This window comes from Aegicerativicinus sediminis, assembly GCF_015476115.1.
Lineage (GTDB): Bacteria > Bacteroidota > Bacteroidia > Flavobacteriales > Flavobacteriaceae > Aegicerativicinus > Aegicerativicinus sediminis.
This window is the reverse complement of the sequence record NZ_CP064295.1, coordinates 820,494-840,458: the sequence shown is the minus strand read 5'-3', so window position 1 is coordinate 840,458 and position 19,965 is coordinate 820,494. Positions and strand designations below refer to the sequence as shown.

16 protein-coding genes are annotated in these 19,965 nt (G+C 36.3%); 6 read left to right on the top strand and 10 right to left on the bottom strand.

Going from position 1 to position 19,965, the window contains the following annotated elements; all coding sequences use genetic code 11:
* Positions 1–32: 32 nt before the first annotated feature.
* Both dgt and ISU00_RS03705 read left to right on the top strand, forming a co-directional pair.
* Entirely contained in the window at positions 33–1,376 is a 1,344-nt protein-coding gene (gene dgt / locus ISU00_RS03710; RefSeq protein ID WP_228852697.1) for a dGTP triphosphohydrolase, read from the top strand.
* A 202-nt stretch (positions 1,377–1,578) separates the two neighbouring features.
* Positions 1,579–1,746, top strand: coding sequence for a hypothetical protein (locus ISU00_RS03705; RefSeq protein WP_228852696.1), 168 nt, complete (start codon positions 1,579–1,581; stop codon positions 1,744–1,746).
* Here ISU00_RS03705 and ISU00_RS03700 read toward each other — a convergent pair.
* Positions 1,727–3,508, bottom strand: a complete 1,782-nt coding sequence (locus ISU00_RS03700) for a 1-deoxy-D-xylulose-5-phosphate synthase (protein ID WP_228852695.1) — start codon at positions 3,506–3,508, stop codon at positions 1,727–1,729. The genes ISU00_RS03705 and ISU00_RS03700 overlap by 20 nt on opposite strands.
* 102 nt (positions 3,509–3,610) lie before the next feature.
* Between ISU00_RS03700 and ISU00_RS03695 the strand changes: the two genes are divergently transcribed.
* On the top strand, positions 3,611–4,060 hold the full coding sequence (locus tag ISU00_RS03695) for a nucleoside deaminase (RefSeq protein ID WP_228852694.1): 450 nt from the start codon (positions 3,611–3,613) through the stop codon (positions 4,058–4,060).
* A 55-nt stretch (positions 4,061–4,115) separates the two neighbouring features.
* Here the strand turns inward: ISU00_RS03695 and ISU00_RS03690 are convergent, their stop codons facing one another.
* From ISU00_RS03690 to ISU00_RS03655, 8 genes are all read right to left on the bottom strand, one after another.
* Entirely contained in the window at positions 4,116–4,307 is a 192-nt protein-coding gene (locus ISU00_RS03690; RefSeq protein ID WP_228852693.1) for a cold-shock protein, read from the bottom strand.
* An 85-nt stretch (positions 4,308–4,392) separates the two neighbouring features.
* Positions 4,393–4,635 carry a hypothetical protein gene (locus ISU00_RS03685; protein WP_228852692.1) on the bottom strand — a complete coding sequence of 81 codons (243 nt, stop codon included), beginning with the start codon at positions 4,633–4,635 and terminating at the stop codon, positions 4,393–4,395.
* A 1-nt stretch (position 4,636) separates the two neighbouring features.
* On the bottom strand, positions 4,637–6,427 hold the full coding sequence (locus ISU00_RS03680; protein WP_228852691.1) for a chloride channel protein: 1,791 nt from the start codon (positions 6,425–6,427) through the stop codon (positions 4,637–4,639).
* Between the two features lie 36 nt (positions 6,428–6,463).
* The gene (gene aspS, locus ISU00_RS03675) at positions 6,464–8,212 is read right to left on the bottom strand and encodes an aspartate--tRNA ligase (RefSeq protein ID WP_228852690.1); all 1,749 of its coding nucleotides are present in this window, start codon (positions 8,210–8,212) and stop codon (positions 6,464–6,466) included.
* A gap of 92 nt (positions 8,213–8,304) precedes the next feature.
* Positions 8,305–11,826 carry an efflux RND transporter permease subunit gene (locus tag ISU00_RS03670; RefSeq protein WP_228852689.1) on the bottom strand — a complete coding sequence of 1,174 codons (3,522 nt, stop codon included), beginning with the start codon at positions 11,824–11,826 and terminating at the stop codon, positions 8,305–8,307.
* Between the two features lie 6 nt (positions 11,827–11,832).
* On the bottom strand, positions 11,833–13,002 hold the full coding sequence (locus ISU00_RS03665; RefSeq protein WP_228852688.1) for an efflux RND transporter periplasmic adaptor subunit: 1,170 nt from the start codon (positions 13,000–13,002) through the stop codon (positions 11,833–11,835).
* A 6-nt stretch (positions 13,003–13,008) separates the two neighbouring features.
* Positions 13,009–14,445 (bottom strand): TolC family protein, encoded by a 1,437-nt coding sequence (locus tag ISU00_RS03660; protein WP_228852687.1) that lies wholly within the window; start codon positions 14,443–14,445, stop codon positions 13,009–13,011.
* Positions 14,445–15,053: a TetR/AcrR family transcriptional regulator gene (locus ISU00_RS03655; RefSeq protein WP_228852686.1), complete on the bottom strand. Its 609-nt coding sequence runs from the start codon at positions 15,051–15,053 to the stop codon at positions 14,445–14,447. Before ISU00_RS03655 ends, ISU00_RS03660 begins: the two co-directional genes overlap by 1 nt.
* A 115-nt stretch (positions 15,054–15,168) precedes the next feature.
* Between ISU00_RS03655 and ISU00_RS03650 the strand changes: the two genes are divergently transcribed.
* Complete coding sequence (locus ISU00_RS03650) at positions 15,169–16,143, top strand: polyprenyl synthetase family protein (RefSeq protein WP_228852685.1); 975 nt, start codon at positions 15,169–15,171, stop codon at positions 16,141–16,143.
* 2 nt (positions 16,144–16,145) lie between these two features.
* Positions 16,146–16,502 carry a hypothetical protein gene (locus ISU00_RS03645; RefSeq protein ID WP_228852684.1) on the top strand — a complete coding sequence of 119 codons (357 nt, stop codon included), beginning with the start codon at positions 16,146–16,148 and terminating at the stop codon, positions 16,500–16,502.
* On the opposite strand, the gene ISU00_RS03640 is transcribed toward ISU00_RS03645, so the two are convergent.
* Positions 16,493–17,023 (bottom strand): alpha-ketoglutarate decarboxylase, encoded by a 531-nt coding sequence (locus ISU00_RS03640; protein ID WP_228852683.1) that lies wholly within the window; start codon positions 17,021–17,023, stop codon positions 16,493–16,495. The genes ISU00_RS03645 and ISU00_RS03640 overlap by 10 nt on opposite strands.
* 154 nt (positions 17,024–17,177) lie before the next feature.
* Here ISU00_RS03640 and ISU00_RS03635 point away from each other — a divergent pair, with 154 nt between their 5' ends.
* Positions 17,178–19,955, top strand: coding sequence for a 2-oxoglutarate dehydrogenase E1 component (locus tag ISU00_RS03635; RefSeq protein ID WP_228852682.1), 2,778 nt, complete (start codon positions 17,178–17,180; stop codon positions 19,953–19,955).
* The last annotated feature ends 10 nt before the right edge of the window (positions 19,956–19,965 follow it).

Below are 19,965 nucleotides of genomic sequence, written 5' to 3'. Positions count from 1 at the left end.
TTTTCAATATTACACGGATAGCTATGCCTAAAATGAAGTGGGAAACATTATTGTCCCTTAAGCGATTTGGAGATTCACATAAGCGTATAAGAAAAGAACAAGATGAAACCCGTTTAGGTTTTGAAGTGGATTATGATAGAGTAATTTTTTCCTCAAATTTCCGAAGCTTACAAGACAAAACGCAGGTTATTCCTATGTCGGAAACGGATTTTGTTCATACGCGATTAACCCATAGTCTCGAAGTAAGTGTCGTTGGACGATCTTTGGGAAGGCAAGTCGGAAAAAAAGTTCTTGAGAAATACCCTCATTTGGAACATACTCTTGGGTATAAGTTTAATGACTTTGGTGCAATTGTAGCTGCTGCTAGTTTGGCCCATGATATTGGCAATCCTCCATTTGGTCATTCTGGTGAAAAGGCTATAGGTGAATTTTTTAAATATGGGTGGGGCGAACGTTATATAAGTCAGCTTAGCTCGAAGCAATACCAAGATCTTTGTGATTTTGAAGGTAATGCAAATGGATTTAAACTGCTCACAGAATCTAAGAATGGAGTATTAGGTGGTTTGCGATTAAGTTATGCCACCTTAGGGGCCTTTATGAAGTATCCCAAGGAGTCACTTCCAAAAAGGCCATCATCCCATATTGCTGATAAAAAATTTGGAATATTTCAGTCGGAGTTAGAATTATTCAAACAAGTTGCTGAAGAAACTGGCTTAATTAATAGGTCTGTCACTAAAGATTTCAGCTATAGTCGGCATCCATTGACCTATTTGGTTGAAGCTGCAGATGATATTTGTTATACGATAATTGATTTTGAAGATGGTATAAATTTAGGGTGGATTCCAGAGGATTTAGCTCTAGAATACCTAATTAAATTGGTTAAAGATTCCATTCAAACGAAAAAATATCATTCATTAACCAACACCAAAGATCGGATTTCTTATTTACGTGCTTTATCCATAAATACCTTAATTGGTGAGGCCGTTGACATATTTATGGCAAATGAGGAAGATATTTTATCGGGTACCTTTGACAGGGCTCTTTTGGATGCAAGTAGGTATGAGGCACAAATTAAGGATATTATTAAGGTGAGTGTAGAGAAAGTGTATAAATCGCAAGAAGTTATCCAAAAGGAAATATCTGGCTACCAAGTTCTTCAGGGTCTTTTAGAAGTGTATTGTAAAGCGTTAGATAATCACTTAAATAATGCGTTATCTAATTATGATAAATTGATATTGAGCAGTTTGTCGAATGAATTGGAATTTCAAACAACTGATTTATACGAAAATTTAATCGGGGTCTGCAACTACGTGGCCAAATTATCAGATCGTAAAGCATTGTCTAACTACAAAAGAATTAAAGGAGAGAGTTTTTAAGCGAAATGTTTTAGTTTGTTAATAAAGTGGTTGAAAAGTTCTTCGGAACAGGTTGTCATTGAGCTGAGAGAATATTCATCTTTGATAAACTAAAGGGGCTATCTTCAAGAATTTTACATTATAATGCATTTCATCGATTAAATTTGCTTTTTAACGAGGGAGTCGTATATTTGTAACATAAACCCCGATAAACTATCTACAAATGAAAAAAAATGTACTCGGTGCCTTGGTCATTTTCTTTGTAACCGTGGCCTTTCTACTTATGTTGGATGACATTTCTAAAGCCAAAAACCCTCAACTAGATCAAAGTACGGACATTTATAATTTAGACGAGCAACCAAATTTGGTAATTACAGACCAACCTGAATAAGTCTATTCAACTCTTTTGAAATAGAGTCTGCATCAAGACCAACTTGCCGCTTTAGGTCTTCTGTACTGCCATGCTCAACAAATTCATCCTCAATTCCCAAAACTCTAATTGGGTTAATATAACTGTGTTTGTTGGCAAATTCTAGAATTGCAGAACCAAAACCCCCATTTACTACTCCATCTTCTACCGTTACAAATGCACTAAAATTCTTGAAAAGTTTGTGAAGTGTAATTTCGTCTAACGGCTTTATTGACACCATATCAATTATTGAGATATAATCTGGATTAAGACTTTTTCCGACAGCTTCTTTTACTTCTTCTAAAATAGTACCTATAGAGAGAACAGCGATTTTTTCTCCGGATTTTATTGTTTTGGCTTTTGCCAAATCGATTTTTTCAAAGGGTAGTTGCCAGTTTTTAATGTGTCCTCTTCCCCTAGGATATCGAATTGCTATTGGGCCCTTTAAGCCTAATTGGCAGGTGTAAAGAATGTTTCTAAAATCAATTTCATTTGAAGGAGCAACAATATTAAGATTTGGTATACATCTTAAGAACGAAATATCAAACACACCATGATGTGTAGATCCATCCTCTCCAACCAATCCGGCCCTGTCCACACACAATATTACCGGAATATTTTGTAGTGCGATGTCATGGATTAATTGGTCATAAGATCTCTGTAAGAATGTTGAATAAATTGTGCAGTACACAATCATACCTTTGGAAGCCATTCCTGCTGATAGGGTTAAGGCATGTTGTTCAGCAATACCAACATCAAAGGCTCTGTCCGGATATTTCGCCATCATTAGGTTTAATGAACTTCCAGTAGGCATTGCAGGTGTAATACCAACAATTTTTGAATTTTCATCAGCAAGCTCTACAAGCGTAAGTCCAAAAACTTCTTGAAATTTTGGAGGTCTATCTTTGCTGTTGACGCTAATAAGATCTCCTGTTAGGGCATCAAATTTTCCTGGAGAATGATAGGTCACTTGATTTTCTTCGGCCTGCTTTAATCCTTTTCCTTTTAAAGTTTTTATGTGTAAAAGTCGTGGGCCGTTTAAGGTTTTTTGCCTTCTCAATTCTTGGATAAGATGTATTAAATCATGTCCGTCAACGGGGCCTGTATAATTAAGATTAAGTGATTCAAAGAAATTGTCGCAACCTGATTTTATTGAGGTGATATTTCCTAAATACTCCTTCAGTGCGCCAACACTAGGGTCAATGCCTATTGAATTATCGTTAAGAATTATTAATATATTGGCATTGGTAGCCCCTACATGATTTAGCCCCTCGAAGGCTATACCACTAACTATTGAAGCATCTCCAATAATTGCAATGTGTTCTTTTTCAAAATCTCCTTTTAATTGGGAAGCCATAGCCATTCCCAGAACAGCTGAAATGGAGGTTGATGAATGTCCAGTTCCAAAAGCGTCATATGGACTTTCTGACATTTTAGGAAACCCACTTATTCCATTGAATTGTCTATTGGTGTGAAATTGATCTCTCCGGCCGGTTAATATTTTATGGCCATATGCTTGGTGCCCTACGTCCCACACCAACACATCGTCTGGTGTATTAAATACATAATGAAGGGCAATGGTTAATTCTACAACTCCTAAGCTGGCACCTAAATGTCCTGCTTTGCTGGCGACGATATTAATAATGAAATGACGAAGCTCACTTGCTAAAACATTAAGATCTTCCGGACTTAATTGCTTTAAATCTGATGGGCTATCAATAGTATTTAGAAATCTATAATCCATATTATTCTTGCAAAAATAGCACATATACGGTTCTCGATATGGTCTAATAAACGAATTCTAACAAGTGTTACAATTTTACTTAGATTTGTGGAAATTGATAGAATGTCGCTAGTTACATCGGATGAATATTACATGAAAAAGGCCTTGGAAGAAGCCGAAGCTGCTTTTAGAAAAGGTGAGGTGCCTGTCGGTGCAGTAATAGTAGCCCAAGATAGGGTAATAGCCCGTTCACATAACCTAACCGAATTGTTAAATGATGTTACGGCGCATGCTGAGATGCAGGCAATCACTTCCGCTTCCAATTATATTGGCGGAAAGTTTCTTCAAAATTGTACACTTTATGTAACGTTAGAGCCTTGTCAGATGTGTGCTGGGGCCTTGTATTGGTCGCAAATTAGTAAAATTGTCTACGGAGCTCGGGATGAAGAACGTGGCTATATTAAAATGAATACAACTTTACATCCCAAAACTGTAGTAAGAGGAGGTGTTCTTGCTGAGGAGGCTGCCGCTTTGTTAAGAAAATTTTTTATTGAGAGGAGAAACTTTAATTAATAAAAAACGCCTAGCAATTTGCTAGGCGTTGAAACTGTTATAGAAAAGTTTATAGTTACAATACTCTTACTTTAGTGGCAACCTTTCCCTTTCTTCCTTCCTCTTCTTCGTACTCTACTTGATCGCCTTGTTGTAATTCTACCCCTCTAAGGTTTGTTACATGGACGAAAATGTCTTTTTTAGTTTCGTTGTTGGTAATGAATCCAAATCCTTTAGAATCATTAAAAAATTTAACTGTACCAGTCATTGATAAAAAAATAATAAATAATAAAAAATAATAATAAAAATATGGGCGAAAGTTACATAAAATAATTTAAGTTGCTCTTTTCGTGCTAATTATTTATTTGTTCATTATCACGATATTCGCGCATTTTTTCTAGATTCTCTTTGGTAATCATATAATCTTTCAAGCTCCGTTTACTCCAGCGATAATAAATAAATAGTGGAAAGGTTATTATAAATAATCCAACAGTACCAAAGCCAATTAGTTTTTCAGAAAAATTTAATTCAAAAAAAAAGCCTGTGGCAATGCTGCCGATTGACAATATAAATGCAACAAGGATTATATATTTCATGTCAATTTGTGAGATTGATTAGTTTTCTTCTATAGACGGTTAAAAGCCGTGATTTAGAAATGAAACCTACATACTTACCGTCTTCTACTACAGGTAAATTCCATGCATTGCTATCTTGAAATTTCTTCATAATCACCGTCATTTTATCATGCTTAAGGTCTATTATTTCGGGAGGATTGTGCATTACATCTCTAGCAGTTATTTCTTCGTACATGCTTTGGTCGAACATGATTGGTCGTATGTCATCCAACAATATTACCCCGTGCAATTCTCCTGATTTAGTTCCTACAACAGGAAAGATATTACGGTTAGATTTTATTACTGCTTCCTTAACTATTTCACCTAGGTTCATTTTAGGGTTTACCTTAATGAAATTAGTCTCAACAACTGTATTTATATCCATAAGGGTTAAAACGGCATGGTCCTTATCATGGGTAATCAAATCTCCTTTCCTTCCTAGCTCCATGGTATATACTGAGTGGGGATAAAAATATTTTGTAATGCCGAAGGATATTGTAGCCGTTATCATCAAAGGGATGAATAATTCATATCCGCCTGTTACCTCTGCAATAAGGAAAATTGCCGTTAGGGGAGCATGTAGAACACCTGCCATAAGTCCGGCCATTCCTACTAAAGTAAAGTTGCTTTCCGAAACCATAGTATTCGGGAAAAGGCCAATATTATTAACGATCTTGGCATAGCAATTACCCATTATGCTTCCCATAAAAAGAGTTGGTGCGAAGATTCCACCTACACCCCCAGCGCCAAACGTTATTGCGCTTGCTATTATTTTAAAGAAGACAAGTCCAGCAAGCAAACCAATTACCATCCATACATTCTCTAAATCTAAATGGAAGAAATTTGATTCCAAGGCTTTTTCAGGATTGCCCGCAATTATATTATTGATTACTTCAAAACCTTCCCCGTAAAGAGGAGGAATGAAGTAAACCAGCGCACCTATGGCTGCACCACCTATTAATATTCGTGAAATTGGAGATTCCCAACTCGCAAAATATTTTTGTACTCGTTCATAGACTTCAGCAAAGTATATGGAAACTAGAGAAGCGATACCTCCCAAGACTATATAGAAAGGAATATCACCAAAACTAAAGGTGTCTTCTATTCTAAAAGGTAAGAGGATGTCATTTCCAAAGAAAAAATAGGATGTTAAAATAGCGGATAAGGAAGCCAATATTAATGGCAGCAACGAGGCTATAGTTAAATCTAGGCTAAAGACTTCAACGGCAAATACCAATGCAGCAATAGGCGCCTTAAAAATTGAAGAAAGAGCCCCAGCTGCAGCACATCCAATTAAAAGGTTTTTAGTCCTTTGATTCATGTGAAACAACCTTGAAATATTTGAGCTGATTGCCGAGCCTGTAGCCACCGTTGGTCCTTCAAGACCAACGGAACCACCAAAACCAATAGTGATTGGTGCGGTGAGCAATGAGGCAAACATTTGGTGTTGTTTCATTATACCTTTGCGTTTAGCAATGGCAAACAGAGTTGATGGAATACCATGACTTACTTTATTCTTAATTACGTATTTAAGAATTAAGAAAACCAAAGCAAATCCAATTACTGGGAATAGAAAATAAAAAGCATGGTGGTATTCTCTTACCAACCCCCCTTCAAGAGCTAACTGAATGAAGTGGGTTAAATTTTTTAAAAGTACCGCTGCTACACCAGATGTAATACCAACGAGAATGCTGAGTATATGAATAAACTGTTTTTGGGAGATATGTTTAGCCCGCCAAATGAGAAAGCGTTTATATTTAGATTTTCTAGACATATCCAACAAAAAAATCCTGCTTTGCAGGATTCAAATTTATAGATTTAGTTTAAGATGTAATTCGTCTAATTGTTGTTTATCGATTGATGCAGGTGCATCAATCATTACGTCACGTCCTGAATTGTTCTTTGGAAATGCAATAAAATCCCTAATAGTTTCTTGTCCTCCAAGAATTGCAACTAACCGATCTAGACCAAATGCAATGCCTCCATGAGGTGGTGCACCATATTCAAAAGCATTCATAAGAAAGCCAAACTGGGCTTGTGCTTCTTCTTTAGTAAAGCCAAGATAATCGAACATTTTTGATTGAACGGCTTTGTCATGAATCCTAATTGACCCACCTCCAATTTCATTTCCATTTAAAACCAAATCATATGCATTCGCTTTTACAGCGCCAGGATTAGTTTCTAAAAGTTGCATTTGGCCAGGTTTTGGTGAAGTAAATGGATGGTGCATGGCATGATAACGCTTCGTTTCCTCATCCCATTCCAAAAGAGGGAAATCTATTACCCATAGAGGGGCAAATTCGTTCGCTTTTCTTAAGCCTAATCTGCTAGCAAGCTCCATCCTTAAAGCGCTTAGTTGAGCTCGTGTTTTATCAATTTCCCCTGAAAGCACACAGATTAAATCACCGGCTTTTGCACCTGTTACCTCCGCCCAAGCTTTCAGGTCATCTTGATCATAAAATTTGTCTACGGAAGATTTAAATGAGCCATCTTCATTACATCTTACATATACCATTCCAAGAGATCCTATTTGTGGACGTTTTACCCAATCTATAAGGTTGTCAATTTCTTTTCTAGTATAGCTGTTGCCTCCTGGTACAGCAATTCCAACCACAAGTTCGGCAGAATTAAAGACATTGAAATCCTTGTGTTGAGCCACTTGATTTAATTCGCCGAATTCCATGCCAAATCGTATATCGGGTTTGTCATTTCCATAGCGTTTCATAGCGTCATCATAGGTCATACGAGGAAAATCTGTTACCTCTACACCATTGATTTCCTTCAGCAAATGTTTAGTTAGCCCTTCAAAGTTGTTTAAGATATCTTCTTGTTCCACAAATGCCATTTCACAATCTATCTGTGTGAATTCTGGTTGGCGGTCTGCTCTTAAATCCTCATCCCTGAAGCATTTTACAATTTGGAAATACTTGTCCATGCCACCCACCATGAGTAATTGCTTAAATGTTTGTGGCGATTGTGGAAGCGCATAAAACTGACCTTCATTCATTCTTGAAGGCACCACAAAATCTCTCGCTCCTTCTGGAGTAGATTTTATTAAGTATGGCGTTTCAACCTCTATAAACCCTTTTTGTGAAAGGTAATTTCTAACGTGCTGGGCAACTTTATGCCTAAAAATTAGATTATTTCTTACAGGCGCTCGTCTGATATCTAGATAACGATATTTCATACGTAATTCCTCACCACCATCAGTTTCAGTCTCAATGGTGAAGGGAGGTAATTTAGCTCCATTAAGAATTTGCAATTCTTCAACTAGGATTTCAATATCCCCAGTAGGGATATTCGGATTTTTAGAGGCTCTCTCGATAACTGTTCCTATGGCTTGGATTACAAATTCGCGCCCAAGCTTTTGGGCCTTTTTAATAACATCTTCTTGAGTTCGTTCAGCATCGAATATAAGTTGGGTAATCCCATAACGATCCCTTAAATCTACCCAAATGACAAATCCCTTATCTCTTATGGTTTGTACCCATCCAGAGAGGGTAACTTTTCTATTAATGTCCGCAGCAGTTAACTCTCCACACGTATGTGTTCTATACATTTTTATTTATTTTCAAAAACCCCTATAATAAACTAAGCTGCAAATTTAATGAACTTGCAGCTTAGTGTTGAAACTTAATTTAATATTTATGCTTAGGCGTAAGACTCCTCTAATACAGGTGTTTCTATTGCTGGTTTTTCTTCCTCTTTTCTAAATTTTCGTCTCATCCACATTTTTAATTGAACTGACAAATAAAACATAACGGGAACTACAATTAAAGTTAAGAAGGTGGCAACCAATAAACCATAAATCACCGTCCATGCAAGTGGACCCCAAAACACAACATTATCACCGCCTACATAAATATTAGGATTTAATTCACTCATTAAGGTGTAGAAATTAATATTTAATCCTGTCGCTAAAGGAATTAATCCTAATATGGTGGTTATTGCGGTAAGAAGTACTGGTCTTAATCTGGCTTTTCCTGCTTTTACTATTGCATTATAAAGATCATCCTTAGATAAATAATCATCTTCATCTAGTCCTAATTGATATTTTTTGCGGTCGATTAAGAGTTGGGCATAATCCAATAAAACCACCCCATTGTTAACTACAATTCCTGCCAGGGAAATTATCCCCATCATTGTCATCATAATAACAAAGGATGCTCCTGTAATTACTAGTCCGCCGAATACTCCAATTAGACTCAGGAAAATTGCCAACATTATAATTGCAGGCTTAGATATAGAATTGAATTGTAGAATTAGGATAAGAAATATTAGGCCCAAACCTGTAAAGAAGGCACCCATTAAAAATCGCATTTGTTTGTTTTGCTCTTCAATCTGCCCAGTATAATCGATTTTTACATCGCTAGGTAATCCCTCAAATTCCCGCATTACATTTTGAATTTGGGCAACCACCGCACCAGCATCTGTAAACCCGGGAGCCAAAGCCGAATATACCGTAACTACCCGTTTAACGTCTTTATGTTTTATGGCATTAAACCCGGAAGTATTGGCTTGTCTAGCAACTGCGGAAACAGGTACTTCCTTTATTTGCCCATTAGCAGGATCTCTAAACGTAATCGATTGGTTGAAAAGCGCGCTAGTATTATACCTATTATCTTCATTAAAACGGACATAAATATCATAATCATCACCACCTTCTTTATAAATACCAGCTTTTGCACCAAATATTGAATTCCTCAATTGTTGAGCGACCTGACCTGCACTTACACCTAATTCACCTGCTTTTTCGCGATCGACTAAAACTCGCATCCCAGGTTTGTCTTTATTAACGTCAATCTTTAACTCATCAATGCCTGGGATGTTTTTACTGTTAATGAAATCCCTCATTTGTTCAGCAAGAACAATCAACTCTTGATAATCATTACCTTCAATTTCAATGTTGATTGGAGAACCAGCAGGAGGTCCAATCGGGTCTTTTTCCACTGAAATCAATATTCCTGGATAGATTCCTGCTAAACCTTCCTGTATTTTTTGACGTAATTTTTCGCTATCCATTCCCCTACGGAATTTATATTCCCTCATGCTAGCAGTAATTTTACTTCTATGTGGCATTTCTGCTGCGGAGCCTCCATCTGTAAATGGGTTATTTGCACCCTCACCAACTTGGGAAACTGCACTTTCCACCATAAAATTATAGCCTTGATCTATATATTTTGGGTCTTGCAGATAAGTAAAAACTCGTTCCTCAATTGCTTTAGTGATTTTATTTGTCTTTGCGATATCAGTGCCTTCAGGATATTCAATATAGATTACTATTTGATTTGGTTTGTTATCCGGGAAGAATTCTACCTTGGTTCTCTGTGATGCTAAGGAAATTCCAAATGTGATGAATGCAATAATGAGTAAAACAAACGTACTTCCTACAATTATATAGGGTCGTTTTCTTGCAAGCGCACCCTTAAGACCCCGCTCATAGAAATTTTCAAGCTTTACTAGTGTTTTCACTTGAAAATTATTTGCAGCTTTTCTTAATACTAATCGGTAAATCCAAAGTAAAATTGAGGTTGTAATCATTACCATTCCCAACCATCTATACGGTCCACCGACAATAAATATAAAAAGGCCAATAATGGTTAAAATAGAAGATAAGGTTATGATTTTCTTCTTTGGCATTTCTTTGTCATCAATTTTCATGAATTGTGACACCAAAACCGAATTAAAGAATATTGCTACAAATAATGAAGAGCCCAAAACAACTGAAAGTGTTATTGGAAAGAACTTCATGAACTCACCCATTAAGCCTGGCCATAATCCTAAAGGAATAAAGGCAGCAACCGTTGTGGCCGTTGAAATTATTATTGGAAATGCAATTTCGCCAATACCCTTTTTTGCTGCTTGTACACGTGTCATGCCTTCCTCATCCATTAAACGATAGACATTTTCAACCACCACGATTCCGTTATCCACTAACATTCCAAGACCCATAATGAGTCCGAATAAAATCATAGTGTTTAAGGTGTAACCTAATAGATTTAAGATCATTAAAGACATGAACATTGACATTGGAATTGCAAAACCCACAAATAAAGCATTCCTAAATCCCAAAAAGAACATGAGGACTGTTACGACCAAAATGATACCAAAAACAATATTATTGACTAGGTCATCAACCTGACCGATTGTTTTTGAGGATTGATCGTTTGTAATTGTAACTGATAAATCAGGCGGGAAAACTTCAACCTTAGCATGCTCCACAATTTCATTGATTTGTTCGGCAGCTATAACCATATTTTTACCACTACGCTTTTTAACATCCAACATTACAACTGGTTCACCAAATTCACGTGCATAAGTGGTTTTGTCTTTTTCTTTAAAGTTGATAGTGGCTACATCACGAAGGTAAATGGATTTACCCTTTTCAGATTTAACAACAAAATTTTCAAGTTGTTTTGGGTCATCAATTTCTCCAACAATTCGTATTGTTCTGCGCTGTCCGCTAGTTATCAAATTACCAGCCGACATTGTCATGTTTCCATTATTGATGGCCCCGGTGATATCATTAAAATTAACCTTGGAAGCCATCATTTTATAAATATCCACCGCAACCTCAACTTCTTTTTCTTGGGCACCTCGGATATCTGCTTTCTTTATCTGTGGTAAATCCTCAATTTCATCTTGTAGTGTTTCTGCATAGTCCTTTAGGGTTTGTACAGGATAATCACCAGAAATATTAATGTTTAAAATTGGCATTTCTTCAGAAAGGGTCAACTCAAATACATCAGGTTCAACTTTGGCGCCATTAAATGTTGGCCAATCTTCACCAGCCTTTTCAGAATCTACCTCATCTTTTACTTTTTGCTTTGCATCATCCACTTCAATGTTCTCATCAAACTCGACAATAATCATTGAATAATCTTCTTGGGAGGTAGAGGTTATTTCGTTTACATTACTCAAGTTTTTTAGTCGATCCTCGAGTGGGTCTGTAACCAACTTTTCCATATCTTCGGGAGTGTTTCCTGGAAATATGGTACTAACATATATTTTGGTTTCTTTTACTTCAGGGAAATTTTCCCTAGGCATATTCAAGTAAGCTGAAATTCCTAGAATAAAAAAGATCACCATTAAAACGTACATGGTGGTTTTGTTACCTATGGCTAATGAGGAAAATTTAAATTCCTTATCCACCTGTTTCTTGATCTTACTCATAGTTTTCTATTCTGATAAAATTTCAACCTTTTGCTTGTCCTTAACACTACGGGCACCTTCGTTAATCAAAACATCGGTTGCATTTAAACCGTCAACCACCTCAATAAAATCGCCTTGGGTTAGCCCCGTTTTTATAATTACACGTTTGGCGACCGCTATTTTATTGTCTTGTATACTATCTGCTACATAAACATACTGTTCTCCTTCAGCATTTTCAGTGATAATACTTTGGGGAATTAGAATTGCACCTTCCTTGCTATAATCATTGATTTGGAGCTTTGCAGTGAGGTTCGGTTTAATCCTTTTCTCTGAATTTGGCACATCTACCAATACTTTATAGGTGCGGTTCGCTGGATCAATAAAATTACCTGCCTGCCTAATTTTAGAATTAATTATGGTATCCAAAATTGGAAAATCGACTTTTACATTTTTACCCTCAGTAACACTATTTAAATAAGCCTCCGGCACATCAGTTTCTATATACATGTCCTCCAGATTTACGATACGTATTACTGGCGTTTGTCCAGCTGCAACTACAGCACCTTGTTCGGTAATAATATCGTCGATTGTGCCTGAAAATGGGGCTCTTATGGTAGTTTTTGCCAATTGACTTTTCAATTGGTTTACTGCTTCGGCCTGGGCTTGGTAATTAGATTTTGTTTGTAGGTATTGAATTTCGCTTCCTATCTTCTGTTCCCATAAACGTTCTTGTCTCTCAAAAGTAGTTTTGGCTAAATTCGCTTGAATTTCCAATTGTGCCAATTGTTGACTTAATCCACCGTCATCTATTTTGGCTAAAATTTGACCAGAGCTTACCTTCTGACCTTCCTTTACATACACATTAGTAAGTATTCCGCCCATTTCAGGATAGAGAACTAAATTCTTTTTTGTTGCAACACTTCCCTGAAGCTCTAAATAATGCTCAAACATTTTAGGTTCTATATTCAGTGTTGTGATTAAAGGGACATTTCTGAGAGAATCCATCGATTCAATTTTCGCATTTAATAAATGTAATTGCTCAGAAATATTATGTTGCTGCTCTTGTAATTTTGTGCGCTGTTCTTTTAGCTCTTCTAAATTACCTTTCTTCAATAATTCTTCAGTAGATTTTAATGCATCACCCCCACAGGAGAAGAGAAGAATTGTAATTAAAATTGAATAATATAATGGTTTCATGGATTTTTAATTTGAGTATTGAGGTTGGTTTATTATAGTTTCTAATTCGGCCTTAGAATTTATTACATTCAGCATGGCCTCTAGATATTCTTGTTGGGCAGTGTATAATTGCATTTGGGCTTGGCGTAAATCAAAACTTCCAGCGATGCCTTCGAAAAATTTTATTTGGTTTTTGCTTTCAATGCGTTCGGCTAGTTTTAAATTTTTCTCCTTGTTATAAAAATTTTCAATGGCGTAATTAAAGTCGCTTGAAGCTCTATTGATTTCCAATTGTATTTGTGATGCAGTTTCCTCTAGATCGAGTTTCGCCTGTTCCAATTCAATACTAGCTCTTTGGGTGGCTGCAGATCTTCCAAGGGAACTAAAGATTGGAATGCTTAAATTAACACCAAACAGGCCATAACCGAACCATCGTTGGTCTTTTTTTGCAAAGCTAAACGTATCGGAATTTCCATTGTAACCACCGCTTAGAAACGCACTGAGTGTTGGAAGAGACCTGCTCTTTTCCAATTTCAGCAACAATTCTTTAGACACCATATCATTTTCAGCAATTTGATAATCCACAGAATTTTCCATAGAATAATCTGAGGGCAATAATTGATCTTGAATTTCTTTTTGGGCAAGATCAGATAAGGTGTCCGTTAATTGGAGTGGTGCATTTAAACTTCTTCCTAGACTAATGTTTAGCATTTGATAAGCCAAATCCCTTAATCTAATAGTATTTATTAAAGCGTTTTCCAGATCTGAATTGGTTATTTGAAGTTGTTCGACACTCTCTTCTTCCTCCATTCCGTTTTCGAACAATTTGGAAGTCTCATTTAAATTTTTCTTCAACACATCTAAATTTCGCTGGAGTATTTCAACCCTGTCATTCGTTAGAAGAACATTTCCATAAGCATTTATAACCGCCTTACGTACTTCAAGATCAGTTTTTGTCTTTGCATTTTTAGAGATTTGCAGGTAAACCTTAGCTGACTGCAACCCTACTAAATAAGAACCATCAAACAATAATTGCGTCAATGTAGCTGAGGCGTTCATGTTTTGCTTTGTTCCGAAAGTAATCGGTAAAAATCCTTCTGGGGCCTCAGGTAGGTCCTTAATTTGTCTATCTGTTAAATCATAATATTCTTCAAGTTGACGAATACTGCCTAGTGGATCAAAGGCGGCGGCAGGAAGTAAGGAAACCTGTTGTTTCAAAAAGTTTTGATAATCTATCTGGGCATCGATTTGAGGTAATCCAATAGAAGTTGTTTCCCATTTTTGTTCTTCAGCTGCCTCAATACTTTTGCTTGCATTGATCGAATTCCTGTTATTCTCAATCGCATAGTTTATGGCTTCATCTAAGGAAAAGGCCACAAGAGTATCTTTGGGTTGAATGGTCTGTTGACCAAACAATTGAAAACTTACAACAAGAAATATATATAAAATTGAAACTCGTTTCATTAATTATTTGTTGGCTTTGTTAAAAATTCTGACATAATTTTAATTCCCCGTTCTGTGCATATACCTCTCAAATGGTATTCTAAGTATAAATCTGTTAATGTTCCCCTGGAGAAATCTTTTGAAGGAAATAACTCTTCATTTTTGATTGAAAGCATACCGCTGAAATAAATTCGGGATATAAATTCTACATCGATGGATTCTCTATATAGACCAAGCTTTTTTCCCTTCTCGAGATTCTTTAAAACACAAGATTGCATTACCTCAAATTGTTTGATAGCCAAGTTTCTATAAATTTTTGGGTAATATTTCTGTAATGTATAATGGGGAGAAGATTTCTCATCCTTCAGATGTTCCATCACCAACTGTTTTATTTGGAATATTTCTTCAATTGGGTTGGATGATTCATTGCAAATACAATCTATACCGTGGGATATTTTCTCGAACATATAAAGAGTGGTTGCTTCCACTAACTTAGATTTGTTCTCGTAATGTTGGTAAATCGTTTTCTTAGACATCCCTAATGAATTGGCAATGTCATCCATGGTTACACTTTTAAAACCATAGTTTAGATATAAATCGACCGCTCCTTGTAAAATCTTTTCTTTCATGGTCAGCAAAAGTAGTTAGGAAACTTTAAAAACCAAAAAAGTTTCCAAAGTTTAATGATTTCTTAACACGCAAAATTGTTGGACACTAAGTAGCTATTTGTTTTATTTTTGCTGCATGAAGGAACTTGTAGATTTTCAAAAGGAATTTAACGACCACTTAAATTCTTACGCCTTTTCCAGAAATCCTAAAAACCTCTACCAACCTATCAGTTACATTTTGCAATTGGGAGGTAAGCGTTTGCGCCCAACCTTAACCCTCATAGGTGCTGAAATATTTGGTGTAGAATCCAAAAAAGCGTTGGATGCGGCTTTAAGTGTTGAAGTATTTCATAATTTTTCTTTGGTTCATGATGATATAATGGATGATGCCCCTATTAGGCGTGGAAAGAAGACGGTTCACGAAAAATGGGATGTCAATACCGGGATCCTATCCGGAGACGCTATGTTGATTCTTGCTTATAAACTTTTTGAAACTTATGACCCCAATACATTTCAAGCATTAGCAAAATTGTTTAGCAAAACTGCCTTGGAAGTGTGTGAAGGTCAACAATACGATATCGATTTTGAGACGAGAGATGATGTCTTAATTGAAGAATACCTTAAAATGATTGAATACAAGACTGCGGTCTTGGTGGGCGCTTCATTACAAATGGGGGCTATAGTGGCAGGGGCTTCAGAGGAGGATCAACATAAAATTTATGAATTCGGCAAGAATTTGGGTATTGCATTTCAAATTCAAGATGATTATTTGGACACTTTTGGAGATCAAGAAAAATTCGGCAAACAAATAGGTGGTGACATTATCGAAAATAAAAAAACCTATTTATATCTCGAAGCTTTGAATTTGGCAAATTCAGATGATAAGGAACAACTCGGACATCTTTTTTCATTATCACCATCTGACCCTGCTGAAAAAATTAATTCGGTAATCTCTATTTATAAACAATACAACATCCCAGAAAGGACACAAATTGCAATAAAAGAGTACACAGAACTGGCTTATAACGTATTGGATGAAATTGCAATTAGTAGTGACCATAAAAAAATGCTTATAGCAATTGGCCAAGGTCTAATGAGCAGAAAAGTCTAAAGATGGACAAATTACAATCTTTGAATGATTTGGTTGATAAACCAATAGACCTTTACTTTTACAATCAATTTTTAAATCAAATTAACAAAGACTTAATTAGGACCGGAATTGATATCCAAAATTTGGGGCAATTCTCCCCCAAGGAGTTGCATGAGGAAATTCAATTATTGATTAAGGAATTGTTATCAACTGATGTCAAAAAATTGGTTGCATTATTTTATCTGATCGATATTCCCGAAAAATATTTGCAACAAAGCCTATCCACTGATGTTATTACCCCCTCAGAGACAATTTCTTTTTTAATTCTCAAAAGAGAATGGCAAAAGGTATTAACCCGGATTAAATATTCTCAAAAATAAAACCGAACGAAGGGGATCCATGGTTCCGCATAAATGCTCTTATTTCGATCATACAAAATATCGTATCTAATGCCCATGGTAACATTGCCGGCGCTATATCCAATACCCAAAAATAAGGCAGGATACCAATAATTTTCCTTTCCTGTAGCGTAATAATCGTCCCAGGATCTGTTGATATTCAGTTCTTCAAACTCTGCCGATAATTGTATGTTAGGAATGGGGTTAACCAAGGCTAAAACACTACCCCCAATTATATATGATTTATAATAATCCTTTCTGGAATTGTAAGTTCCGTTAAGACCAATTCCCAAAGCAAAAACAGGATTGAATTGATAAATTGCACTAGGTGTTATGGAGCCACTGAAAAACCCGTTTCCGAAGCCTAAGCCAATGCCCCCGCCAAAACGAACCTTTTCCCAAAATTCATTGGAATCTTGCTGGGCATTTGCAATGCCTAATGAGAAAAACATCAAAATAATATAGATAGAAATATTTCTGGAAGACGTCTTTAACCAACCCATTTAAATGATAAGTAAAGTGATTAATAAGGCAAAAATTGTCCCTTTTAAGTCGTTAAAATTCAGTTGTTATAAATATAATAAAAGCCACTAAGATTGTTGTAAAGTTTGTATTTTTGCTAATTATTTTAACGGAAACGCGACTCGATCGATAGTAATGGATAGATATTCCTTTTTAAACGCAGCACATACTTCATATTTCGCTGATTTATACGACCAATACCTTCAAAATCCAGATTCTGTTGAGCCTAGCTGGAGAGCATTTTTCCAGGGTTATGATTTTGGAAGTGAAAATTACGGCATGAACGGGGAAATTGTGGAAGGCGTAACCACCCAAATTCCTGAGCATGTTTTAAAAGAATTTCAGGTAGTAAAGCTCATCGATGGATATAGGACAAGAGGACATCTTTTTACTAAGACCAATCCTGTAAGGGAGCGCAGGCAATATACGCCTACATTGGAAATTGCCAATTTTGGACTTTCAGAAGCTGATTTAGATACAGTTTTTAGTGCTGGTGAAATTTTAGGAATAGGTTCTCAGACATTAAGGGAAATTTTAAAGCATCTTGATAGCATTTATTGTGATTCTATAGGGATTGAATATATGTATATCCGTAATCCGGATATGATTAAATGGATTCAGAATAAACTGAACGTCAATGATAATCAGCCTAAGTTTACAGAAGGCCAAAAGAAGCATATTTTAAAGAAATTGAATGAGGCTGTTTCATTTGAAAACTTTTTGCACACAAAATATGTAGGTCAAAAACGATTTTCTTTAGAGGGAGGCGAGTCTCTTATTCCAGCTTTGGATGCAGTTATTGAAAAAGCAGCTAGGTATGGAGTAAAGGAATTTGTAATGGGAATGGCTCACCGTGGTCGATTAAATACCCTAACAAATATTTTCGGCAAATCTGCCAAAGACATTTTTAGTGAATTCGATGGCAAGGATTATGAGGAAGAAATCTTCGATGGAGACGTAAAATATCATTTGGGATGGACGAGTGAACGTACAACCGATAATGGTAATAGAATAAATTTGAATATCGCTCCAAACCCTTCACACTTAGAAACAGTAGGGGCTGTAGTTGAAGGCATTTCAAGGGCGAAACAAGACAAAAAGTACGAGGATGACCCTTCTCAAGTGCTTCCTATTATTGTACATGGTGATGCAGCGATAGCGGGTCAAGGCGTTGTTTATGAGGTCATACAAATGATGAAGTTGGATGGTTACAAAACCAATGGAACTATCCATATAGTGGTTAACAACCAAATAGGTTTCACCACAAACTATCTAGATGCACGCTCAAGTACCTACTGTACCGATGTAGGTAAGGTTACTCTTTCTCCAGTGCTTCACGTTAATTCCGATGATGTAGAAGCCGTTGTGCACGCTACCTTATTTGCTTTGGATTTTAGAATGGAATTTCAAAGAGATGTTTTTATTGACCTTTTGGGATATAGAAAATATGGGCATAATGAGGGTGACGAACCTAGATTTACACAACCAAAGCTTTATAAAGCTATAGCTAAGCATAAAAATGGAAGAGATATTTATGCTGAAAAGTTGATGGCTGAGGGTGTTATCGATGATTCATTTGTTCAGAAGTTGGAAGAAGATTATAAATCCTTGTTAGAAGAGAAATTAGAAGATTCTAGAAAAGAAGATAAGACCATCATTACTCCATTTATGCAAAATGAATGGAAAGATTTTGAGCGTGTTACCGAAGAGGGCATGATGGAAGAGGTTGACACAACTTATCCCCGGGAAAAATTAGCCCAGATAACCGATGTTATTTCTACCCTTCCGAAGGATAAAAAATTCATGCGAAAGATTGAAAAACTTATTGAATCACGTAAGACAATGTTTGAAAATGATGCTCTCGATTGGGCAATGGCAGAACATTTGGCTTACGGTAGCGTCTTGCAGGAGGGTTTTGATGTTAGGATAAGCGGTCAGGATGTTGAGCGAGGTACCTTCTCTCACCGACATGCAGTGGTGAAAGTCGAGGATAGCGAAGAAGAATTATTACTTTTGAATTCTGTTCAAGAGGAGCAAGGTAAGTTCTACATATATAATTCATTGCTTTCTGAATATGCTGTGGTTGGATTCGATTACGGTTATGCCATGGCAAGTCCTGGAACACTGACCATTTGGGAAGCGCAATTTGGGGATTTCAGTAACGGTGCCCAAATCATGTTAGATCAATATATTTCAGCTGCAGAAGACAAGTGGAAATTACAGAATGGATTGGTAATGTTATTGCCACATGGTTATGAAGGACAAGGTGCAGAACATTCCTCGGCTAGAATGGAGCGTTACTTACAGTTATGTGCTTTAGATAACATGTATGTTGCTAATTGTACAACCCCTGCAAACATGTTTCATTTGTTAAGACGACAAGTGAAGGCTAATTTTAGAAAACCTTTAATTGTATTCACACCAAAGAGTTTATTGCGCCATCCTAAAGTAATTTCAACTGTTGATGAATTTGCAAACGGTGGGTTCCAAAAAGTTATCGATGATGTAACAGTTGATGTAAACAAAGTAAAATCGCTCGTATTTGTAACCGGAAAATTTTACTACGATTTATTAGAAGAAAGAGAAAATCTAGATAGGAAGGATGTGGCGCTTGTGAGAATTGAACAGTTATTCCCCTTGCCAATTGAACAAATCAGAGAAGTATTATCCAAATATAATAATGCTGAGGATATTGTTTGGGCACAAGAAGAACCAAAAAATATGGGGGCATATGGGTTTATTTTAATGCACTTGGATGAGGCAAAAAATTTCAGGATTGCCTCTAGAAGAACTTATGGTGCTCCAGCCGCTGGTAGTGCCACTCGATCTAAAAGAAGACACAAGGAAGTTATCGATTTTGTTTTCGATATCTCAAAAGATAATCAACGAAAAAAAGTATTAAACGACAAATAATAGAATTTCA